This is a genomic window from Mesopusillimonas faecipullorum, from assembly GCF_020539505.1.
GTDB classification, from domain to species: Bacteria; Pseudomonadota; Gammaproteobacteria; order Burkholderiales; family Burkholderiaceae_B; genus Mesopusillimonas; species Mesopusillimonas faecipullorum.
This window is the reverse complement of the sequence record NZ_JACDXW010000002.1, coordinates 163,512-179,240: the sequence shown is the minus strand read 5'-3', so window position 1 is coordinate 179,240 and position 15,729 is coordinate 163,512. Positions and strand designations below refer to the sequence as shown.

Here is a 15,729-nt window from a genome sequence, read left to right as displayed (position 1 = left end):
CTGGCTTGTTGAATAGCTAGCCCTTATTCGTCGGCGTCAAGCTCGTCGTCGTAAGGTTCCTCGGAACGCACCGTTTTCGCGTGAGACAGATTCAGGCTCATTTGGCGAGCCAGCATACGCGCACTGAGATAGTCGTCTTCAGTGGGCGACAGATAGAAATACGTCATCCGACGCTGATTCGTTTGACGAGCCTGCTGCAGCAATCGATTCAAGGCTTCCTCCTGGAGGAGTCGGACATGGTTTCGCTTTCCACGATCATGTCGAGTACATATACATACTGCGAGGCATCTGCCGGCACCTGCTGACGCGTGTAACGCTTCAAGCGCAGCACATTGCGTACGCCCGGCTGATGCTGATAGTTTTCGATCTCGCCGTAGAACAGCTGCCATTGCCCGGCCTGCTGCTTGATGCCGGAGGCATCATAAACAATTTCACGCACACGCAAGCACTGGTGCCCCGGCATGAGCGGATGACTGCAAGCCTGACGCTGCGCGTCTACCTCCAGGAACACGGTTTCGCCTGGGCCGCCGTACATGGCCTCATGCGTGGGCTCTCCTTGCAAGACCCAACGAGCGCCATCTTGGAAAACCAGCGTCAGAATAGTTTGGCTGCCGGACGTAATAGACCAGCTTCGAGCCTGAGGCAAACGCAGGCCAAACTGCTGCTCATAACGCATAAGGGTTTGGTTGGCACACATTTTCATGGTGCCGACAAGATGCGAGATCTGGATGTTTTGGCCTTGCAAGACATAACGCCCACTCATGCTGTTGCATAAACCGCTGACCAGTACGCTGCCGTCCTGAAACCGCAGACTGGCCGGCCCGCCACCGCTTTCCAGCCAACCGGGCTGCGACTGGCCTTGCGCATTTTGGGCATCCATCAATGCCCAGTGATAAGCCGTAAGCGCTTGAGCGGAGCTTTGCATGCTGGAACCTGACGCCGAATTCGAAGTTGAACTGGAAGACCCATCCGGCGCTTGGCCGGTGCCGGCACACGCCGTCAGGCCCGCAAACGCGACCAGAGCCAGCGAAAGTTGGCGTACGATTCTCTTCATTATGCATTCCCTCTCAAGGCGACTCACTGCCGCCGACTCATAGCTTTTAACCGAAGCCAGCCTTGCAAGCAAGGGAATCTAGCATTCACTGTTTTTTGTGTAATAATATAGGGCTTGGTTGTACCAGTGCCCCTCTAGCTCATGCTTGGTTAGAGCAGCGGACTCATAATCCGTTGGTGCGCAGTTCGACTCTGCGGGGGGGCACCAAGAATTTCCATTAGAATCATATAGATACGCCAGCCACACAGGGCTGGCGTTTTGCGTTGCGGGGCCGAGTATTAGACACTGTCTAATATCCAGGGCTCTACCCCGTAATCGGGGGATCTAGTCATTCACTAAACTCGGTTAATCACACCATTCCAAATGGCTTCGTTCCGCAAATCGGCGATTGACTATAGTATGCTGATCAGGCCGGCGCTATGAAGTCCACGCGCCATCTCGTGCATCTCGTCCAGAATTCGGCTGTTACGTTTTGTCGTCGCCATCACATATCTCCACAATCGCCTACAAATTAGGCATCGTCTACGTCAAATTCATTGGCACTCACGCTGAGTACGACAAGTTCGACGCCGAAACCGTAGAAATGGAGTGAGTCATGGAGATCTGCCCAATCCGCACCGAAGCAGATTACAAAGCTGCCGACCATACAAACAAACATTCGTTTTAGGGTAAACTCTCATCCCTCAGACGCGGGGTGGAGCAGTCTGGCAGCTCGTCGGGCTCATAACCCGAAGGTCGTAGGTTCAAATCCTGCCCCCGCAACCAGATTTATATACTGATTAGCGCAATAAAGTAGGATTTTTTAAATACTCCCTACTTTGTTGCGCTTTTTTATTGACCAAAGTTGAGCAATAAAATATGATTTATAAAATAAATCCTACTTTACTGCTCATGCGTACACTCTCAGAAATCGCGACCTTCCTTCGCGAGCGCCTCAAGACAACATCCATCACCCAGCGTGAACTCGGTGCGCACGCCGGCATCGCGCGGCGCACACTTACCAGCGTACTCAGTGGCCAAGCCGATTACAAGGTGACGACGCTTATGGCCGTGCTCGACCGGCTTGGGTATGAATTGACCATCGTGCCCAAAGGCGCGGCTTCCGGCTTGGTGGCATCCACCACCCCTGAGCCCACGACGCCTGCGGTCAAAACCGTAGTGCAGTTGGCGCGCGAGAAGCTCGAAAAGGATACCGAATGAACATCAAGGCCCTGGGCATTTTCATCGGCCAGGCGCAACGCGTCGGCGTGCTGTTCCAGTACAGGCTAGGCGACGTCCATGTCATCAACCGCTTCGTCGCCGATGATGCGTTTGCGAACCTCGCCCATGCACCGGTGCTGTCACTCTCCATGTTAGCGGGCGACCCAGCGGCACAGAAAGCGCTCTGGGCCGATGTGGGGTCGACGCTTTTCAACGGTTCCTACAGTCCGGCCAATGGCTGGTTGCTCCCGGCATTCTTCCAGAATCTCCTGCCAGAGGGAGTCTTCCGGGACCACGTTGCTGCTCAACGGGGCTGCGACCCCAACGATCACTTCGAGATGCTGGCGGCATGCGGGCGTGATCTGCCCGGCAACGTATATGCACTGCCGCTGGAACTCACGCGCAATGAACTGGCACACTATGTGACACAGGATGCCGATGCACTCGAAATGTCAGTCACCGCCGAACCTCTGGAAGATGGAGTTTCGCTGTCCGGTGTGCAGCCGAAAGTCGGTGTTATCAAGGAAGGCAGCCGCTATGTAGGACGCACCAAAATGCGGGACACGCACATCATTGCGAAGCTACCCGTGGTCGGTCAGCCCCTGTTGCCCGAGCTGGAGCTTCTGTCCCTGCGCCTGGCTGCCGCCGCCGGCGTGACGGTGACCGAAGCCTACCTCGAACCGCTGGAGAAGCTCGAGCTTGAGCACGGCTATGATCTAGGCAATGTAGACAACAAGACGAATTTTCTCGCCGTCACACGCTACGACCGCACACCTCAATCACAAGGTCGCGTGCATTGCGAAGACTTCGCGCAGGTGCTAGGCGTGCAGCCCGAGCAGAAGTACCTCGGCGCAAGCTACCTCGACATCGCCGGTGTCATGCTGGCCTTCCCTTCGCTCGGTGAGCCCGCTGTGCATGAGTTGCTGCGACGCGTTGTGGTCAACGAGATGCTGGGCAATCCAGACATGCATCTGAAGAACATTGGGGTCTGGTATCCGGATGGGCGCACTCCCAGGTTCCCACCGGCCTATGACATCGTGGCGTACGCCGCCTACCATAGCCGCATCGGGCACGCATTACATATTCTGCCCGCAGGTACAGCAAAGCCGAAGATGTCCGCCAAGGATGTCCTGCAGGGCAAGGCTGCAAAGCCTGGCATCGGTCCACAAGTCATCCGGCAGTTCTGCGCGCAGCTTGGCATCCCCGAGAAGCCCGCGGCGGCTGTCGTACGCAAGACCGTGGCAGACGCCGTTCAGACTTGGCCAAAGATGATCCAGGCATCCCCGCTAACAGTAGCCCAGAAAGAGCGACTGCTCGCGCACTTCAGGGCGCATCCGCTGGTCGAATCGCTGCTCCGTCGCCAGAACAGGGCTGCCTGAGAAGCTTTAAGGCCAGGGCTCAGCCGTCGCCAACGCAGGTGCACCCCCGTTTTCACTCATACGGTGGGGCACAAAACTCCCTACGGCCCACAGCAAGGTGGACCGCTTGATTTGTGCAGACGCTTAGGTGAGATACAGAATCCAGAGCACGGCCAGTAACAAGCACAACAGCGAGACAGGTAAACCTGCTCGCGTGAACTCGGCAAAGCTGATCTTGACGCCATGAGCCTGACCTTGCTCGGCCACGATGATGCCGGCAATACTGCCGAAGATGACTATGTTTGAAGAAAAACCAGAGCCAAGCGCTATCGCCGCGCCCAAAGCTTCTGCATGAGCTGCGCCATGCAGAAAAGGGGCTACCAACATTACGGCGGGATTATTACCCACCAGATCGCTCAGCACCGCCATGATGGCCAACATAGAGAGCGGATCCTGAAGATGCAAGCCGATACTGCTTAACTCGGCCAACAAGTGTTGAGGCAAGTTGGTCGCCGCCATGGCTTGATTCACGATAAATAAGCCAATCAACAACAGCAAGAGCTCGCCGTCTACGTGCTCAAGCATGTTTTTGGACGATATCCCACGATTGACCAGCAGTATCGCAGCCCCAGCCAAGGCAATCAGCATATGCGGCCAGTCGCTGAATACGAAAGCGCCCACCATAACCAGCGTGACGACTGCCGCCTTGAGTGTCTCGACACGATCAAAGGGAATGCCAGGCGTGGCTGCTTGTGCGGCACTGCCCGCCTGAGCCCCACCACCCTGAGATGGCACTTGCTGCCACTTGCCCCGGTACATGAATGCCAACACCAACCAAATCAGGGGCAGCCCAAGCAGTGCGGGAAGAGCCGACACCTTCATGAAACCCATAAAAGACAGCTCTAATGCCTCAGCGGCGATCATGTTCTGCGGGCTACCAATAATGGTCGCTGCCGCACCGACGTTGGCGGCAAAGCAGAACCCCAACAAAAAAGGGATGGGGTTCAAGCCCCGAGTCAGGGTAATGGATACCAGGACTGGTGTCATGGCCACGACGACCACGTCATTGGTCAGAATTGCGGACAGCCCTCCCCCCACAACGATCAAGATACCAAGTAATAACGGCGGCGAAACCCGCAGCCCACCAACCCATCGCGCCGCCTTGTCATAAAAGCCGGCCACCACGAAAGCCGAAGAAACCACCATAAGACCGAAAAGCAGCCCGAGAGTCTTGTAGTCGATGGCATTCCAGGCGTCTTGCGGAGAAATATAGCCCAGTGCCATTAACGCCATGGCACCTACCGCCGCTGCCCCCGTTCGATCTAGTTTGAAACCAGGTAGATGCCCCACCCCCATGGCCACATAAACCAGCAGAAAAATCACAATTGTCGTAACCATTACCAAACCCTAATTTTGTTTGCACTTGTTTTTGACCGTCGTTATGGCCTCGTGCAGCCCCAAGCAGTCACTGCGCTGGGGTTACATACGTTGAAACGAATGATATCCCCCTTCAGGACGAGTCTGATTAGCTATTCTGAGAAGCTTGATGCCTGCTCGCTAATTGGCTGAACCGCGTACTCAATTTGTATGGGCATGCGACCAAGACGTTTGTAGAACCGATCAGAGCCAACGCCAGAACAGATAAGCCAAGTGCACTTTGACTACTTTGTAGTCAGCTGGAATTTGATCACCACTAAAACTGCACTGGCTCATCCCTTGCCACCTTACTTTTAATAAAAATTAAATTTTGTGATTAATTGAAACCAATGACATACAATGCGCCAAGTCGGCTGCACGAGCGCCGTTCGCAACCAGGAATTTATACGGTCATGTTGAAACTCAAGAAAAGCAGATCTCTAGTGGGTTCAGTTTTTTGCGCTGCAATCCTATTAGCAGGGTGCAACGGCAGCTCCAATACAGATGCAACGCTCGAGGTATCCCTAAGTACCTCCCCTACTCCGGCCAATGATCTGCATCAAGCGGTACAACTCGAGTTGCAGGGCATACGCCAGTTCGAGGTAGAACTCCTAGACAGGCAAGGCGTCCCCCTAGCCTTCCAAAGAGTCAGCGTTCCATCGGGCAGCCAAATGGTTAAGACTGCCTTTACTATCGACAAAGAGGGTTCCTATCAAGTTCGAAGCTCGGCTTTCACAGCAGATGAGGCCATTCTGGGAACAACGCTCAGTGACGTCCAGATTCAAGCAGGCACAAACCAGCTTAGCGTAAAAAATTTAGGTTTAAGCAACCTTTACTACGCAAACAATGCCAACCTACCGCAAACCAAAAGCCCTAGTGCCTTAGAAAAATACCTCTCCTTTGATCAGCCCGGCATTACTCTACAAGCTTATTGCTTTTTTGGTTATCTAGAAGATGCCAATAAGCAGCAAATGGCCTACTTCAGTCTGATTCAACGCCTAGATCAGCAAATAGACCCTTCTGGCGAAACAGACCTTAGGCTGCCTCTCATCATGTCAGGCACGGGGATCAGCACGCCTACGCTAGGTGGTTTTCGTACCGGAGGCACCCTGGGGGCTGCACTTATCGGCAACTCTATTTCTCTGACCCAACCTTGGGACCTAAGCATCACATCCGAGAATCCTCCAGGATCGGTGGCCGCAAAGAATGAAACGCGAGCTCAACTTGTTGCCGGTACTTTCGGGCAAAAGGGTGCCCAATATCGCATCCTTTCCCATGGCCAAGACAACCTTGGAAAACTCATGACGACGGAAGTGCTGGTAGAAGACACCATGGGCTTTGTCAGTGAAGGTTTTGGGGTCAACTCGTTCTTGCCCAACTGGCTGCTGCCCGAGCAGCAAGCCGCTATAAGAAAAGACTATGGCGGCTCAGTCGAGAAATACCTGGCGGCCACTCAAGACCCCATGACCGGCCAAGGTTCTTACTACTACTCTGCGCCATTCCTTACTGTGCTCAACTTCACGGTAAGTTATGACCACGACGGCACGGTGATCTCCCAAGGTTCAGGGGGGCTGCTCTGGATGGACGTCGTCTACCAGACGTTTGACAATGCCGCGACTGACATCGTAAAGGACTCTAGCTGGGCATTCTTCATTATGCAGTTTCCAGAGCAGCAAAAAGCCATCATGACAACCATGGTTGGCACCGAGGTCAGCGAATACCACGTCAGTTCTTTGTTCAGCACAAAAGCGCCTAAGAACCTTAATGGCGTTCTCGAGCCAGAGTATCGCTGGAACCTGCAAGACATAAAGATGCAGCCTGTCACTGACAGCAAATGGACAAGCCCTGTGTCGGGTGAAACTTACTACACAAAATATAAAATCAATTTGTCGGGCGATCACACCGCCGATTTAACCGTCACCATGGCCTGGGACGACCAGGAGGTCAATGCAGGTACACGCTTTGTATACGAAGGTTTAGGGCACGTGACCGGTACACTAGATGGCGAAACTGTGAATGGGACGGCTTGGCTGGAAATGCAGCCCATAGGAAAACTTAATTAAGTCAGCTGCAAAACAGTAAAAAAGCATGTAGGTAGGCGAAAGCCCGCCACATGCTTTTTTGTTCAAACCATAAAAGCTGTTTCCATCGCACTAGAGACAATACCTAGCTACACACACCCAAAAACATATTTTGTTACTTTTATCACGTACTGGGCAACTTCATTCACAAAGTAATACTGGATACTTATACATCTTGCTGGCATCCTTTATAGGCAGATGTAAGCTCCCCCTTAAGCAAATCACAGCTAAAACCATTAGGACACCACTGAAAAAACTCTACGCTGAAATATCGTTCGCCCAGCTGTATACCAATTATCAAGTTAATGGATCATGAGGAGATAGTCTTGGGACAACTACTGAGAAACCTGAGTGACGTCGAATATCACTTACTCACTCGCGGCACCCCAGAGCAACGACGAGCCATCCAGCAAAAAGTCTTAGGACAAGAGGGCCAGCCAGAAAGAAATGACTTGGTCACGACCCCAAGCTTTCTTAGCTCGGGAAATTATCGAGCCCCCCACCGTAGCGTGGCGCAAGAGCTGGAAGAGTACATGCGGCAAGCCTACAGACGGTAAAACCTACCCTCCCAGGCCCTTCCTCACGAAGGGCTTTTTTGCACCTAAAGAAATAGCCGTAATGCGAGGCTGCATGCTGTTGTTCCCTCGCTGATTTTTACGTTCCGCCTTAGCCGCAGTCTACTCTCTCAATTTGCCCACTATTCCCTACATAAATATTAAGGCGCATAGGGCGGTAATCTCGGGTAACCATAGTGCCGGGGGCAATCACTCTGGAAAACTCGGGTAAAGCCGATGGGTCTAGATTGGAGGCCTGTGTGCCCACCAGATGTTGTCTGCTGCCGGCGCCACATTGATCTTGAGCGGTATCCTCCAAAGATACCGGTGCCTGGCATGCCGTTAAAAGCGCCAACGGAAAAATAGCAATGATTTTTTTCATGATACTTCCTTCATTTTTACAGCTTGGTTTATAACAAACATACCACCCCATTCAACTGCTTTCCTTATAGCCGCGAACCTATCGACCTGCCGTTCTTACATGCCCCTATGATGACTGATGAGCAACACACACTGTTAACCGAAATTCTGAAATTATCCGGCGACAAAGACGCTACCTCAGAGTCGTTACTGCAGGACTGGCATTTACGGATCAAACAAGCTTACGTCAAACACCGCCCTACTGAATTTCGCATCACAGTCGGCCACCGCGACATAGATAGGTTTGAAAGACTTCCCCTCAAAGTCGGAGACGAAATCCGCTTGGTTTCGTTCACGACTGAGCGCTACATACCCGTCAAAATCACAGAACTGCCCTCTACTCGCTTTGGCTACTATCGTGGTGTCATCACCAACCAACTAGTAAAGGACAGCCGTTTCGAGTCCGGAGACAGCGTCTACTTCTCGGAAGATCAAGTGGTCGCCCCGACCAAACCGACTCGGCGTCGGCGTCCCCCGTCAGTTTGATCATTATCCACAACACATCTGCCTAAGCTTCAACCCCTGCTCCGGACAAGATTAGGTTGATTTTCGTCACCCGGGATATTGTCCGACTCGTCGGGCAAAGGAGCTTCGCCCACCCTTCTCTGCGGGTGCACATCAGACTCGAGCTCGGGTTTGCGCTCGGGGGGTGGTACTTGCTCGGAAGTCCGCGACGCCTTGGCGCCGCCATCTTCCTGAGGCTTGTGCTCACTCATATCTGTCTCTGCAAGAGTTTTCGATTGACATCCAACGTCTATAAAAACTAGCAGATATTCAGCAGACTTCGGTCTCTAAAGTGTTCATGCCGTAAGCAGATACTGCCCTCTTGCCGTATTTATCCCCACCTTCTGTGCATAACCCTGGGGGAAACCCTAGGGCATGTCGTAAAAGCTTAATAAAACTAAGCACTTGCGGTTCATTGATCAGCAATTGCTCGAAAGGCCGGAGGCACCGTTTCAGTACCTCGGATACACGCTGTACAGGGCTGAAACAACAACGGCAGCCCTTAGGCTGCCGTTGAATGTCTACGCCGGCGTGGTGCGCGGCGGTAGCGCTGAGCGATTACTGGTTTTCCAGGAAGCTCTTGAGCTTGTCTGCGCGACTGGGGTGACGCAGCTTGCGCAAGGCCTTGGCTTCTATCTGGCGAATACGCTCACGCGTTACGTCAAATTGTTTGCCGACTTCTTCCAGCGTTTGGTCGGTACTCATCTCGATACCGAAGCGCATGCGCAATACCTTGGCCTCACGCGGCGTCAGAGAATCGAGAACCTCTTTGACCACATCGCGCATGGAACCATGCAGCGCCGACTCGGAAGGCGACAAGGTAGCCAAGTCTTCGATGAAGTCGCCCAAGTGGGAGTCATCATCATCGCCAATGGGCGTTTCCATGGAGATAGGCTCTTTGGCGATCTTGAGGATCTTACGCACCTTCTCTTCGGGCATGTCCATCTTTTGCGCCAGCGTGGCAGGATCAGGCTCGACACCGGTTTCTTGAAGGATCTGCCGGTTGATGCGATTCATCTTGTTGATGGTTTCTATCATGTGCACCGGAATACGGATGGTGCGCGCCTGGTCAGCGATAGAGCGCGTAATGGCCTGACGTATCCACCATGTGGCGTAGGTAGAGAACTTGTAACCACGACGGTATTCGAACTTATCCACGGCTTTCATCAGACCGATGTTGCCTTCCTGGATAAGGTCGAGGAACTGCAGGCCGCGGTTGGTGTATTTCTTGGCAATCGAAATAACCAGACGCAAGTTGGCCTCGGTCATCTCGCGTTTGGCCTTGCGAGCCTTGGCTTCGCCGGTGGCCATACGTTTGTTGACGCCTTTCAGGTCTTTCAGCGACAACACCACCTTGGATTGCAGCTCGATCAACTTGCCTTGCAACTCGTGCACGGCGGGAACGTGGCGCTCCAGCGTTTCGGAATAAGGATGGCCGCCGTCAACTTCTTTTTGTATCCACTCGAGATTGGTTTCATTCTCGGGGAAAGCACGGATGAAATAAGAGCGTGGCATGCCGGCGCGGTCTACACAGATGCGCAAGATTTCACGTTCAATTTGGCGTGCGTAAGCCACCTGCTCGCGCAAGGTATCGGCCAGCCTTTCGACCATCTTCGCCGTAAAGCGTATACCCATGAACTCTTCAAGAATGGCTTCCTGAGCTTGTTTGTACTCGGGTGCGCCATAGCCTTTAGTTTCGTAGGCCGCACGCATCTTGTCGAACCACTGCGATACGCTGTCGAACTTCTTGAGGGCTTTGGTGCGCAAGTATTCGATTTGCTTGGTGCTCATGCCGCCAGCTGGACGATCATCGCCCTCGCTGACATCCGCAGGCACGCCTGAACCCGCATACTCTTCGCCATCTTCGTCGATCAGACCATCAACGACTTCGTCGATCTGCATCTGGTTATCGCGAACTTTGGCGACATTATCAAGAATTTCGTTGATGGTGGTCGGGCAAGCCGCAATCGCCATCAGCATGTGCTTGAGGCCGTCTTCGATACGCTTGGCGATCTCGATTTCGCCTTCACGGGTAAGCAATTCGACCGAGCCCATTTCGCGCATGTACATACGTACTGGGTCGGTGGTGCGCCCGAAGTCGGAATCAACGGTGGTCAATGCCGCTTCGGCTTCGTCTTCGACGTCATCGTCGCTGGCAGCCACAGGCGTGGCGTCGCTAAGCAACAAGGCTTCAGCATCGGGGGCCTGGTCATAGACCGAAATGCCCATGTCGCTGAAGGTGCTGATAATGCCGTCGATAGCTTCGGCATCTACCAGATCGTCGGGCAGATGGTCGTTGATCTCGCCGTAAGTGAGATAGCCGCGGTCTTTACCCAGCTTGATCAAAATCTTAAGGCGATTGCGCCGCGCTTCTTGTTCTTCGAGCGTCAGTTGGTTGCGGCCGCCGGACTCTTTGTCGGCCTTGCCGCGCTTACCGCCACGCTTGCCCATAGGTTTGAAGTCGGGGATGACTTCGGGTTCGATGTCCATATCGTCATCGAAGCCACCGGAGTCATTGTTAGACGACTTGGCCGGGCGCCCAGGACGACGCCCCGTGCCGCCGGCTGTTTTCGCCGCACGCGGCTTTTTGACCGCCTGTGTTTCGCCAGAACCCGCCGCTTTGGCAGCCGCTGTCTTGCGTGCCGCCGTCTTACGCGCTGCCGTCTTGCGAGGGGCAGTTGCGGTGCCCGCTTCTACTTCGGCAACCGAAACATTTTCAGTATCGATGGCCTTGGCTTTTTTTGCAGCTACCTTCTTGGTTGCCACCGTGGTTTTACCAGTAGTTTGGGTCATATTCACTTCCGTAGTCGCAAGGCCCCGAACCGCACACGGGAAACCTTGCAAGCCAAAAAGAGGCACGCCGCAACCGGCATGCTCCGCTAAACTCTTAATTTTACAGCACTTAACGCGCTATTACACGCGTAAGCTGCAGCAGTCGTCGCCCCAGCGCCTGATAGCGCAAACGGTCAGCCTCTGCAGGCATACCCGACGCAATCAGTGCCGACTGCTCGGCCTTAATACCTTCAATTTCTACTTTTTGTACTGCGTCATTCCATTCGGCCAAGGGATCCGGCAAGGTATCCTCGGCCAATAGCTCTTCTCGCAGGCCCTGTAAAGCGGCTTCAAGCTCGGATTCAGGCTCTACAGCCTGCAGTAAGCCGCCCAAATGGCGCGCCTCGGTCATGCCGATCAATGCAATCATCCGCCTTACCAGGTCTAAATGAGGGCCATGCTCCAATATTTCAAGCTGTTGCTCCCCTAATTCGTCGACTAACTCGGGGTGCATGCACAACAAACGCAGCAAACGCTTGGCCATAGGCGTCACACGCCGTGATCGAACCATATCCGGACGCCCCATCTGACGACCGGAGCCCGAGGCCTCCTGCTTACTCCACTTACCACGCCCTTTACCCTGGGGCTGCGGACGCGGCTGTGGCGTCGACATTTCCTCATAGGCCCAGGGCGGGATGAGCTCTTCGTGCCCGCCGTATTCTTCGACCTGCCCTAGGTGTGGCGCTTGGTGTGCCGCCACCGCATGAGGCGCTTGCGCCAAAGCGGGACGCGCTGAAGTCATCAGCATCTGCGCCAGCTCTTCCGGCGTCAAACGCATCTGACGCGCAAACTCGCGCTCTATCTGTACGCGCAAGACCCCTTCGGGAATCTGGGAAAGCAAGGGACGCGCCTCGTGCACGCAAGCGGCCCGTCCCTCTGCCTCTTCTAGTTTGTGATGAGAAGCCAACTCTTCAAGCAGAAAGCGCGACAAAGGAATCGCAGTCTCAACTGCCTCACGAAAGGCTTCAGACCCCAACTCTCGAACAAACGAATCAGGATCGTGGCCCTCTGCCAGAAACAAGAACCTTAAACTGATATCGTCGCGCAACAAGGGCAAACAAGCTTGCAAAGCTCGCCAAGCGGCTTGGCGCCCCGCCCTGTCCCCGTCAAAACTGAACACCACCTTATCGCTGGCACGTATCAGTTTTTGCACATGTTGAGGGGTGGTCGCAGTGCCCAGCGTTGCCACAGCATTGCCCAGGCCCTGCTGCGCCAAGCTCACCACATCCATATAGCCTTCGACCACCAATACGTAGCCTTCGGCGCGAATCGCCGAGCGCGCTTCCCACAAGCCGTACAGTTCGTTGCCCTTGGAGAACAACAAGGTCTCGGGCGAGTTCAGGTATTTGGGTTCGCCTTTAGCTATCAGACGCCCGCCAAAACCTATGATCTGCCCGCGCGCATTCCGTATCGGGAACATAATGCGTTCCCGAAATCGGTCGTAGCGCCGTCCATCTTCAGACTCTATGACCAAGCCCACTTCGACGAGCAAAGCATCGTCGTAAAGGGGAAACACTTGCGCAAGCCCCCGCCTGTCATGACCCGACCAACCCAAACCATATCGGCGTGCCGTTTCACCCGTTAGCCCGCGTTGACGCAAGTAAGCGACGGCAGCAGCATCCTCCTTCAGGCTTTGCACGTAGTGCGCCTGCGCACTTTCGAGCGCCTGTTGATGGCGTGAAACCTCGGTTTTACGCCATTGATCCGCACGTTGTTGAGCCGGATTACGAGGAGCCTCGGGCACAGACATTCCCGCGGAAGCCGCAAGACTACGCACCGCTTCGGGAAAACTCGCCCCGGTGTGCTCGATCAGGAAGGAAATGGCGGTACCGTGCGCGCCGCAACCAAAGCAATGGTAAAACTGCTTGCTGGGACTGACGGTAAAAGACGGGGATTTTTCGTTGTGAAAAGGGCAAAGGCCAAGCAAGTTGGCCCCACCCTTGCGCAACTGTACGTAACGCCCGACGACATCAACAATATCGACTCGGGCGAGGAGTTCCTGTAAGAAGGACTCTGGGATCAAGGATCAATAGAGGCGCGGGGGCAGTTGCTGGCTGCGAATACGCTTGTAATGACGCTTGACGGCGGCTGCGAGCTTGCGCTTGCGCTCAGCCGTAGGCTTTTCGTAGAACTCGCGCGAACGCAGCTCGGTCAGCAGACCGGTTTTTTCTATGGTGCGCTTGAAGCGACGCAGAGCAACTTCGAAAGGCTCGTTTTCTTTCAGACGGACAGTAGGCATGTAAGCGTTAGCCTCGTTAGAGTTTCAAAAAAAGTGCAAAAAACATGGGGTTCAAGCCACATGGTTTGTTTAAGCCAAACCAGGCGTTAGCTTTAAGCGGCCATTCGCTTTTACAAGCTAGGCGCAAGCAAACCCCACGCCAAGTTAAACATAACAGAAGATTCTAGCACGAAATCAGCGACTCTGCCCTTTTCGCATCCAGGCTTCCAACTGATGGGGCCGTAAGCTGTCGTAATCTTCGAAGGGTTGATGTATCCAGGGATTGGTAGGCAGATGCTGGACATAGTAGTCTGGCGTTACCTTGGAATGCCCTTTGCACCACAACACCGCTGTGCGCAGTTCGGTAATGGCGGGAAACTGCGTCTGTAAATGCTCGTTCACACGACTGAAGGTAAGGCCCGTGTCGACCATGTCGTCTACAAGCAACACTTTGCCGTCCAGCGTGCCGCGCGTAATGGTGATGAACTGGGCAATATCCAACGCCCCCTGCTGCGTACCGGCAGCTTCGCGATAGCTGCTGGTGGCAAGAATCCCCAGAGGCACATCGAAGATACGCGACAACACGTCTCCGACGCGCATGCCACCACGCGCCAGACACACGATTTTATCGAACTGCCACCCCGACTCATGAATATCAAGCGCCAAGCGTTCGATGATGGCGTTGTAGTCGTCCCAACTGACCCAGAGGTCACGATCGGTGCTAGGTGGCAGGCTCATATGGCGCTCCGGTTCATCGTTAAGTAGATGGATAAAATAATAAACCAGCCTGGGGATTAAAGACCAAATGGATGACGCAACATGATGGTTTCGGTGCGCTCAGGGCCGGTAGAAACCATGTCTATAGGGGCGTCGCAAACTTGCGCAATGCGCTCTAAGTACTGGCGCGCGTTAAGCGGCAGTTTGTCGTACGAAGTGACGCCGGCAGTGGTATCTTGCCAACCTGGCAGCTCTTCGTAAACGGGCTCTACGCGGGCCACATCTTGAGCGCCGTAAGGCAGCAAATCAACAAACTCGCCATCAAGGCGATAGCCCACGCACAGCTTGACGGTCTCAAGCCCGTCGAGCACGTCAAGTTTGGTCATGCACAAGCCCGACACGCCATTCAAAATGATGGAGCGTTTCATGGCTGCCGCATCGAACCAACCGCAACGGCGAGCGCGGCCTGTCACCGAACCAAATTCTTTACCGACACTGGCCAAGCGCGCACCGACCTCGTCGTGAAGCTCGGTAGGGAATGGACCGGAGCCCACTCGCGTGGTGTAGGCTTTGGCGATACCCAGTACGTAATTCAGACTATCAGGGCCCACACCCGCCCCGGCGGACGCGGCACCAGCCAAACAATTGCTGCTGGTCACGAAGGGGTATGTGCCGTGGTCGATGTCCAGCAATGCGCCCTGCGCACCCTCGAACAACAGGCGCTGGCCGCCCTTTTGTGCCGCATGCAAAGCCTGGCTGACATCACCCACCATGGGTGCCAAAGCCTCGGCCCAAGCAGCTGCAGACTGCATGACGGCTTCGCGAGACACAGGTTCCGCGCCAAAATATTGGGTGAGCACAAAGTTGTGATAGTCGAGCACTTCGTCCAGCTTTTGCTCGAACTGATCAAGGCGCAGCAGATCTTGCACACGCAAGGCCCGACGAGCCACTTTGTCTTCGTAGGCAGGCCCGATGCCACGACCCGTCGTGCCGATTTTGCCCTCGCCCTTGCGACTTTCGCGGGCTTGGTCGATAGCGACGTGATACGGCAAAATCAGCGGACATGCGAAAGAAATACGCAGGCGGCTACGCACATCAAGACCCGCTTGCTCAAGCTCGGCAATTTCGTTTAGCAAGGCCTCAGGAGACAACACCACGCCGTTGCCAATGTAGCAAGTAACGTGGGGGTGCATGATGCCCGACGGTATCAGACGCAGAATCGTCTTTTGACCGTTGATCCACAAGGTGTGGCCGGCATTGTGGCCGCCTTGAAAGCGAACAACGCCCTGAGCCGATTCGGCCAGCCAATCGACGATCTTGCCCTTGCCCTCGTCACCCCATTGGGTGCCAATCACTACGATGTTCTTGCTCATTT

The 15,729-nt window shown here is 54.4% G+C and carries 14 protein-coding genes, 2 tRNA genes and 1 pseudogene; 7 read left to right on the top strand and 10 right to left on the bottom strand.

Annotated elements, in window-relative coordinates:
• Positions 1-23: 23 nt before the first annotated feature.
• On the bottom strand, positions 24-212 hold the full coding sequence (locus H0484_RS04250; protein WP_226953206.1) for a hypothetical protein: 189 nt from the start codon (positions 210-212) through the stop codon (positions 24-26).
• Positions 209-1,054 (bottom strand): META and DUF4377 domain-containing protein, encoded by an 846-nt coding sequence (locus H0484_RS04245; protein ID WP_226953205.1) that lies wholly within the window; start codon positions 1,052-1,054, stop codon positions 209-211. Before H0484_RS04245 ends, H0484_RS04250 begins: the two co-directional genes overlap by 4 nt.
• Positions 1,055-1,182: 128 nt before the next feature.
• Here H0484_RS04245 and H0484_RS04240 point away from each other — a divergent pair.
• The 5 genes and pseudogenes from H0484_RS04240 to H0484_RS04220 all read left to right on the top strand — a co-directional run bounded on the left by H0484_RS04240 (position 1,183) and on the right by H0484_RS04220 (position 3,633).
• Positions 1,183-1,261 (top strand) — tRNA-Ile (locus H0484_RS04240).
• A gap of 283 nt (positions 1,262-1,544) precedes the next feature.
• A pseudogene (locus tag H0484_RS04235) lies at positions 1,545-1,646 on the top strand (type II toxin-antitoxin system HigB family toxin); the annotation flags it as partial.
• 96 nt (positions 1,647-1,742) lie between these two features.
• Positions 1,743-1,819 (top strand) — tRNA-Met (locus H0484_RS04230).
• 126 nt (positions 1,820-1,945) lie between these two features.
• Positions 1,946-2,254 (top strand): helix-turn-helix domain-containing protein, encoded by a 309-nt coding sequence (locus H0484_RS04225; protein ID WP_226953204.1) that lies wholly within the window; start codon positions 1,946-1,948, stop codon positions 2,252-2,254.
• Complete coding sequence (locus tag H0484_RS04220; protein ID WP_226953203.1) at positions 2,251-3,633, top strand: type II toxin-antitoxin system HipA family toxin; 1,383 nt, start codon at positions 2,251-2,253, stop codon at positions 3,631-3,633. The genes H0484_RS04225 and H0484_RS04220 overlap by 4 nt, the downstream gene beginning before the upstream one ends.
• A gap of 123 nt (positions 3,634-3,756) precedes the next feature.
• On the opposite strand, the gene H0484_RS04215 is transcribed toward H0484_RS04220, so the two are convergent.
• Entirely contained in the window at positions 3,757-5,010 is a 1,254-nt protein-coding gene (locus tag H0484_RS04215) for an ArsB/NhaD family transporter (protein WP_226953202.1), read from the bottom strand.
• Positions 5,011-5,378: 368 nt separating this feature from the next.
• Between H0484_RS04215 and H0484_RS04210 the strand changes: the two genes are divergently transcribed.
• Positions 5,379-7,091 carry a lipocalin family protein gene (locus H0484_RS04210; protein ID WP_226953707.1) on the top strand — a complete coding sequence of 571 codons (1,713 nt, stop codon included), beginning with the start codon at positions 5,379-5,381 and terminating at the stop codon, positions 7,089-7,091.
• 684 nt (positions 7,092-7,775) lie between these two features.
• Here H0484_RS04210 and H0484_RS04205 read toward each other — a convergent pair.
• Positions 7,776-8,045, bottom strand: coding sequence for an I78 family peptidase inhibitor (locus H0484_RS04205; protein WP_226953201.1), 270 nt, complete (start codon positions 8,043-8,045; stop codon positions 7,776-7,778).
• A 107-nt stretch (positions 8,046-8,152) separates the two neighbouring features.
• On the opposite strand from H0484_RS04205, the gene H0484_RS04200 reads away from it, so the two are divergent.
• Positions 8,153-8,569 carry a hypothetical protein gene (locus H0484_RS04200; protein WP_226953200.1) on the top strand — a complete coding sequence of 139 codons (417 nt, stop codon included), beginning with the start codon at positions 8,153-8,155 and terminating at the stop codon, positions 8,567-8,569.
• 29 nt (positions 8,570-8,598) lie between these two features.
• Here H0484_RS04200 and H0484_RS04195 read toward each other — a convergent pair whose 3' ends face one another.
• The 6 genes from H0484_RS04195 to H0484_RS04170 all read right to left on the bottom strand — a co-directional run bounded on the left by H0484_RS04195 (position 8,599) and on the right by H0484_RS04170 (position 15,727).
• On the bottom strand, positions 8,599-8,799 hold the full coding sequence (locus H0484_RS04195; protein WP_226953199.1) for a hypothetical protein: 201 nt from the start codon (positions 8,797-8,799) through the stop codon (positions 8,599-8,601).
• Positions 8,800-9,145: 346 nt separating this feature from the next.
• Positions 9,146-11,380 (bottom strand): RNA polymerase sigma factor RpoD, encoded by a 2,235-nt coding sequence (gene rpoD, locus H0484_RS04190; RefSeq protein ID WP_226953198.1) that lies wholly within the window; start codon positions 11,378-11,380, stop codon positions 9,146-9,148.
• Between the two features lie 109 nt (positions 11,381-11,489).
• Positions 11,490-13,442, bottom strand: a complete 1,953-nt coding sequence (gene dnaG / locus H0484_RS04185; RefSeq protein WP_226953197.1) for a DNA primase — start codon at positions 13,440-13,442, stop codon at positions 11,490-11,492.
• A gap of 3 nt (positions 13,443-13,445) precedes the next feature.
• Complete coding sequence (rpsU, locus tag H0484_RS04180) at positions 13,446-13,658, bottom strand: 30S ribosomal protein S21 (RefSeq protein WP_226953196.1); 213 nt, start codon at positions 13,656-13,658, stop codon at positions 13,446-13,448.
• Between the two features lie 174 nt (positions 13,659-13,832).
• Entirely contained in the window at positions 13,833-14,375 is a 543-nt protein-coding gene (locus H0484_RS04175) for a phosphoribosyltransferase (RefSeq protein ID WP_226953195.1), read from the bottom strand.
• A gap of 56 nt (positions 14,376-14,431) precedes the next feature.
• Complete coding sequence (locus tag H0484_RS04170) at positions 14,432-15,727, bottom strand: adenylosuccinate synthase (protein WP_226953194.1); 1,296 nt, start codon at positions 15,725-15,727, stop codon at positions 14,432-14,434.
• Positions 15,728-15,729: the final 2 nt, after the last annotated feature.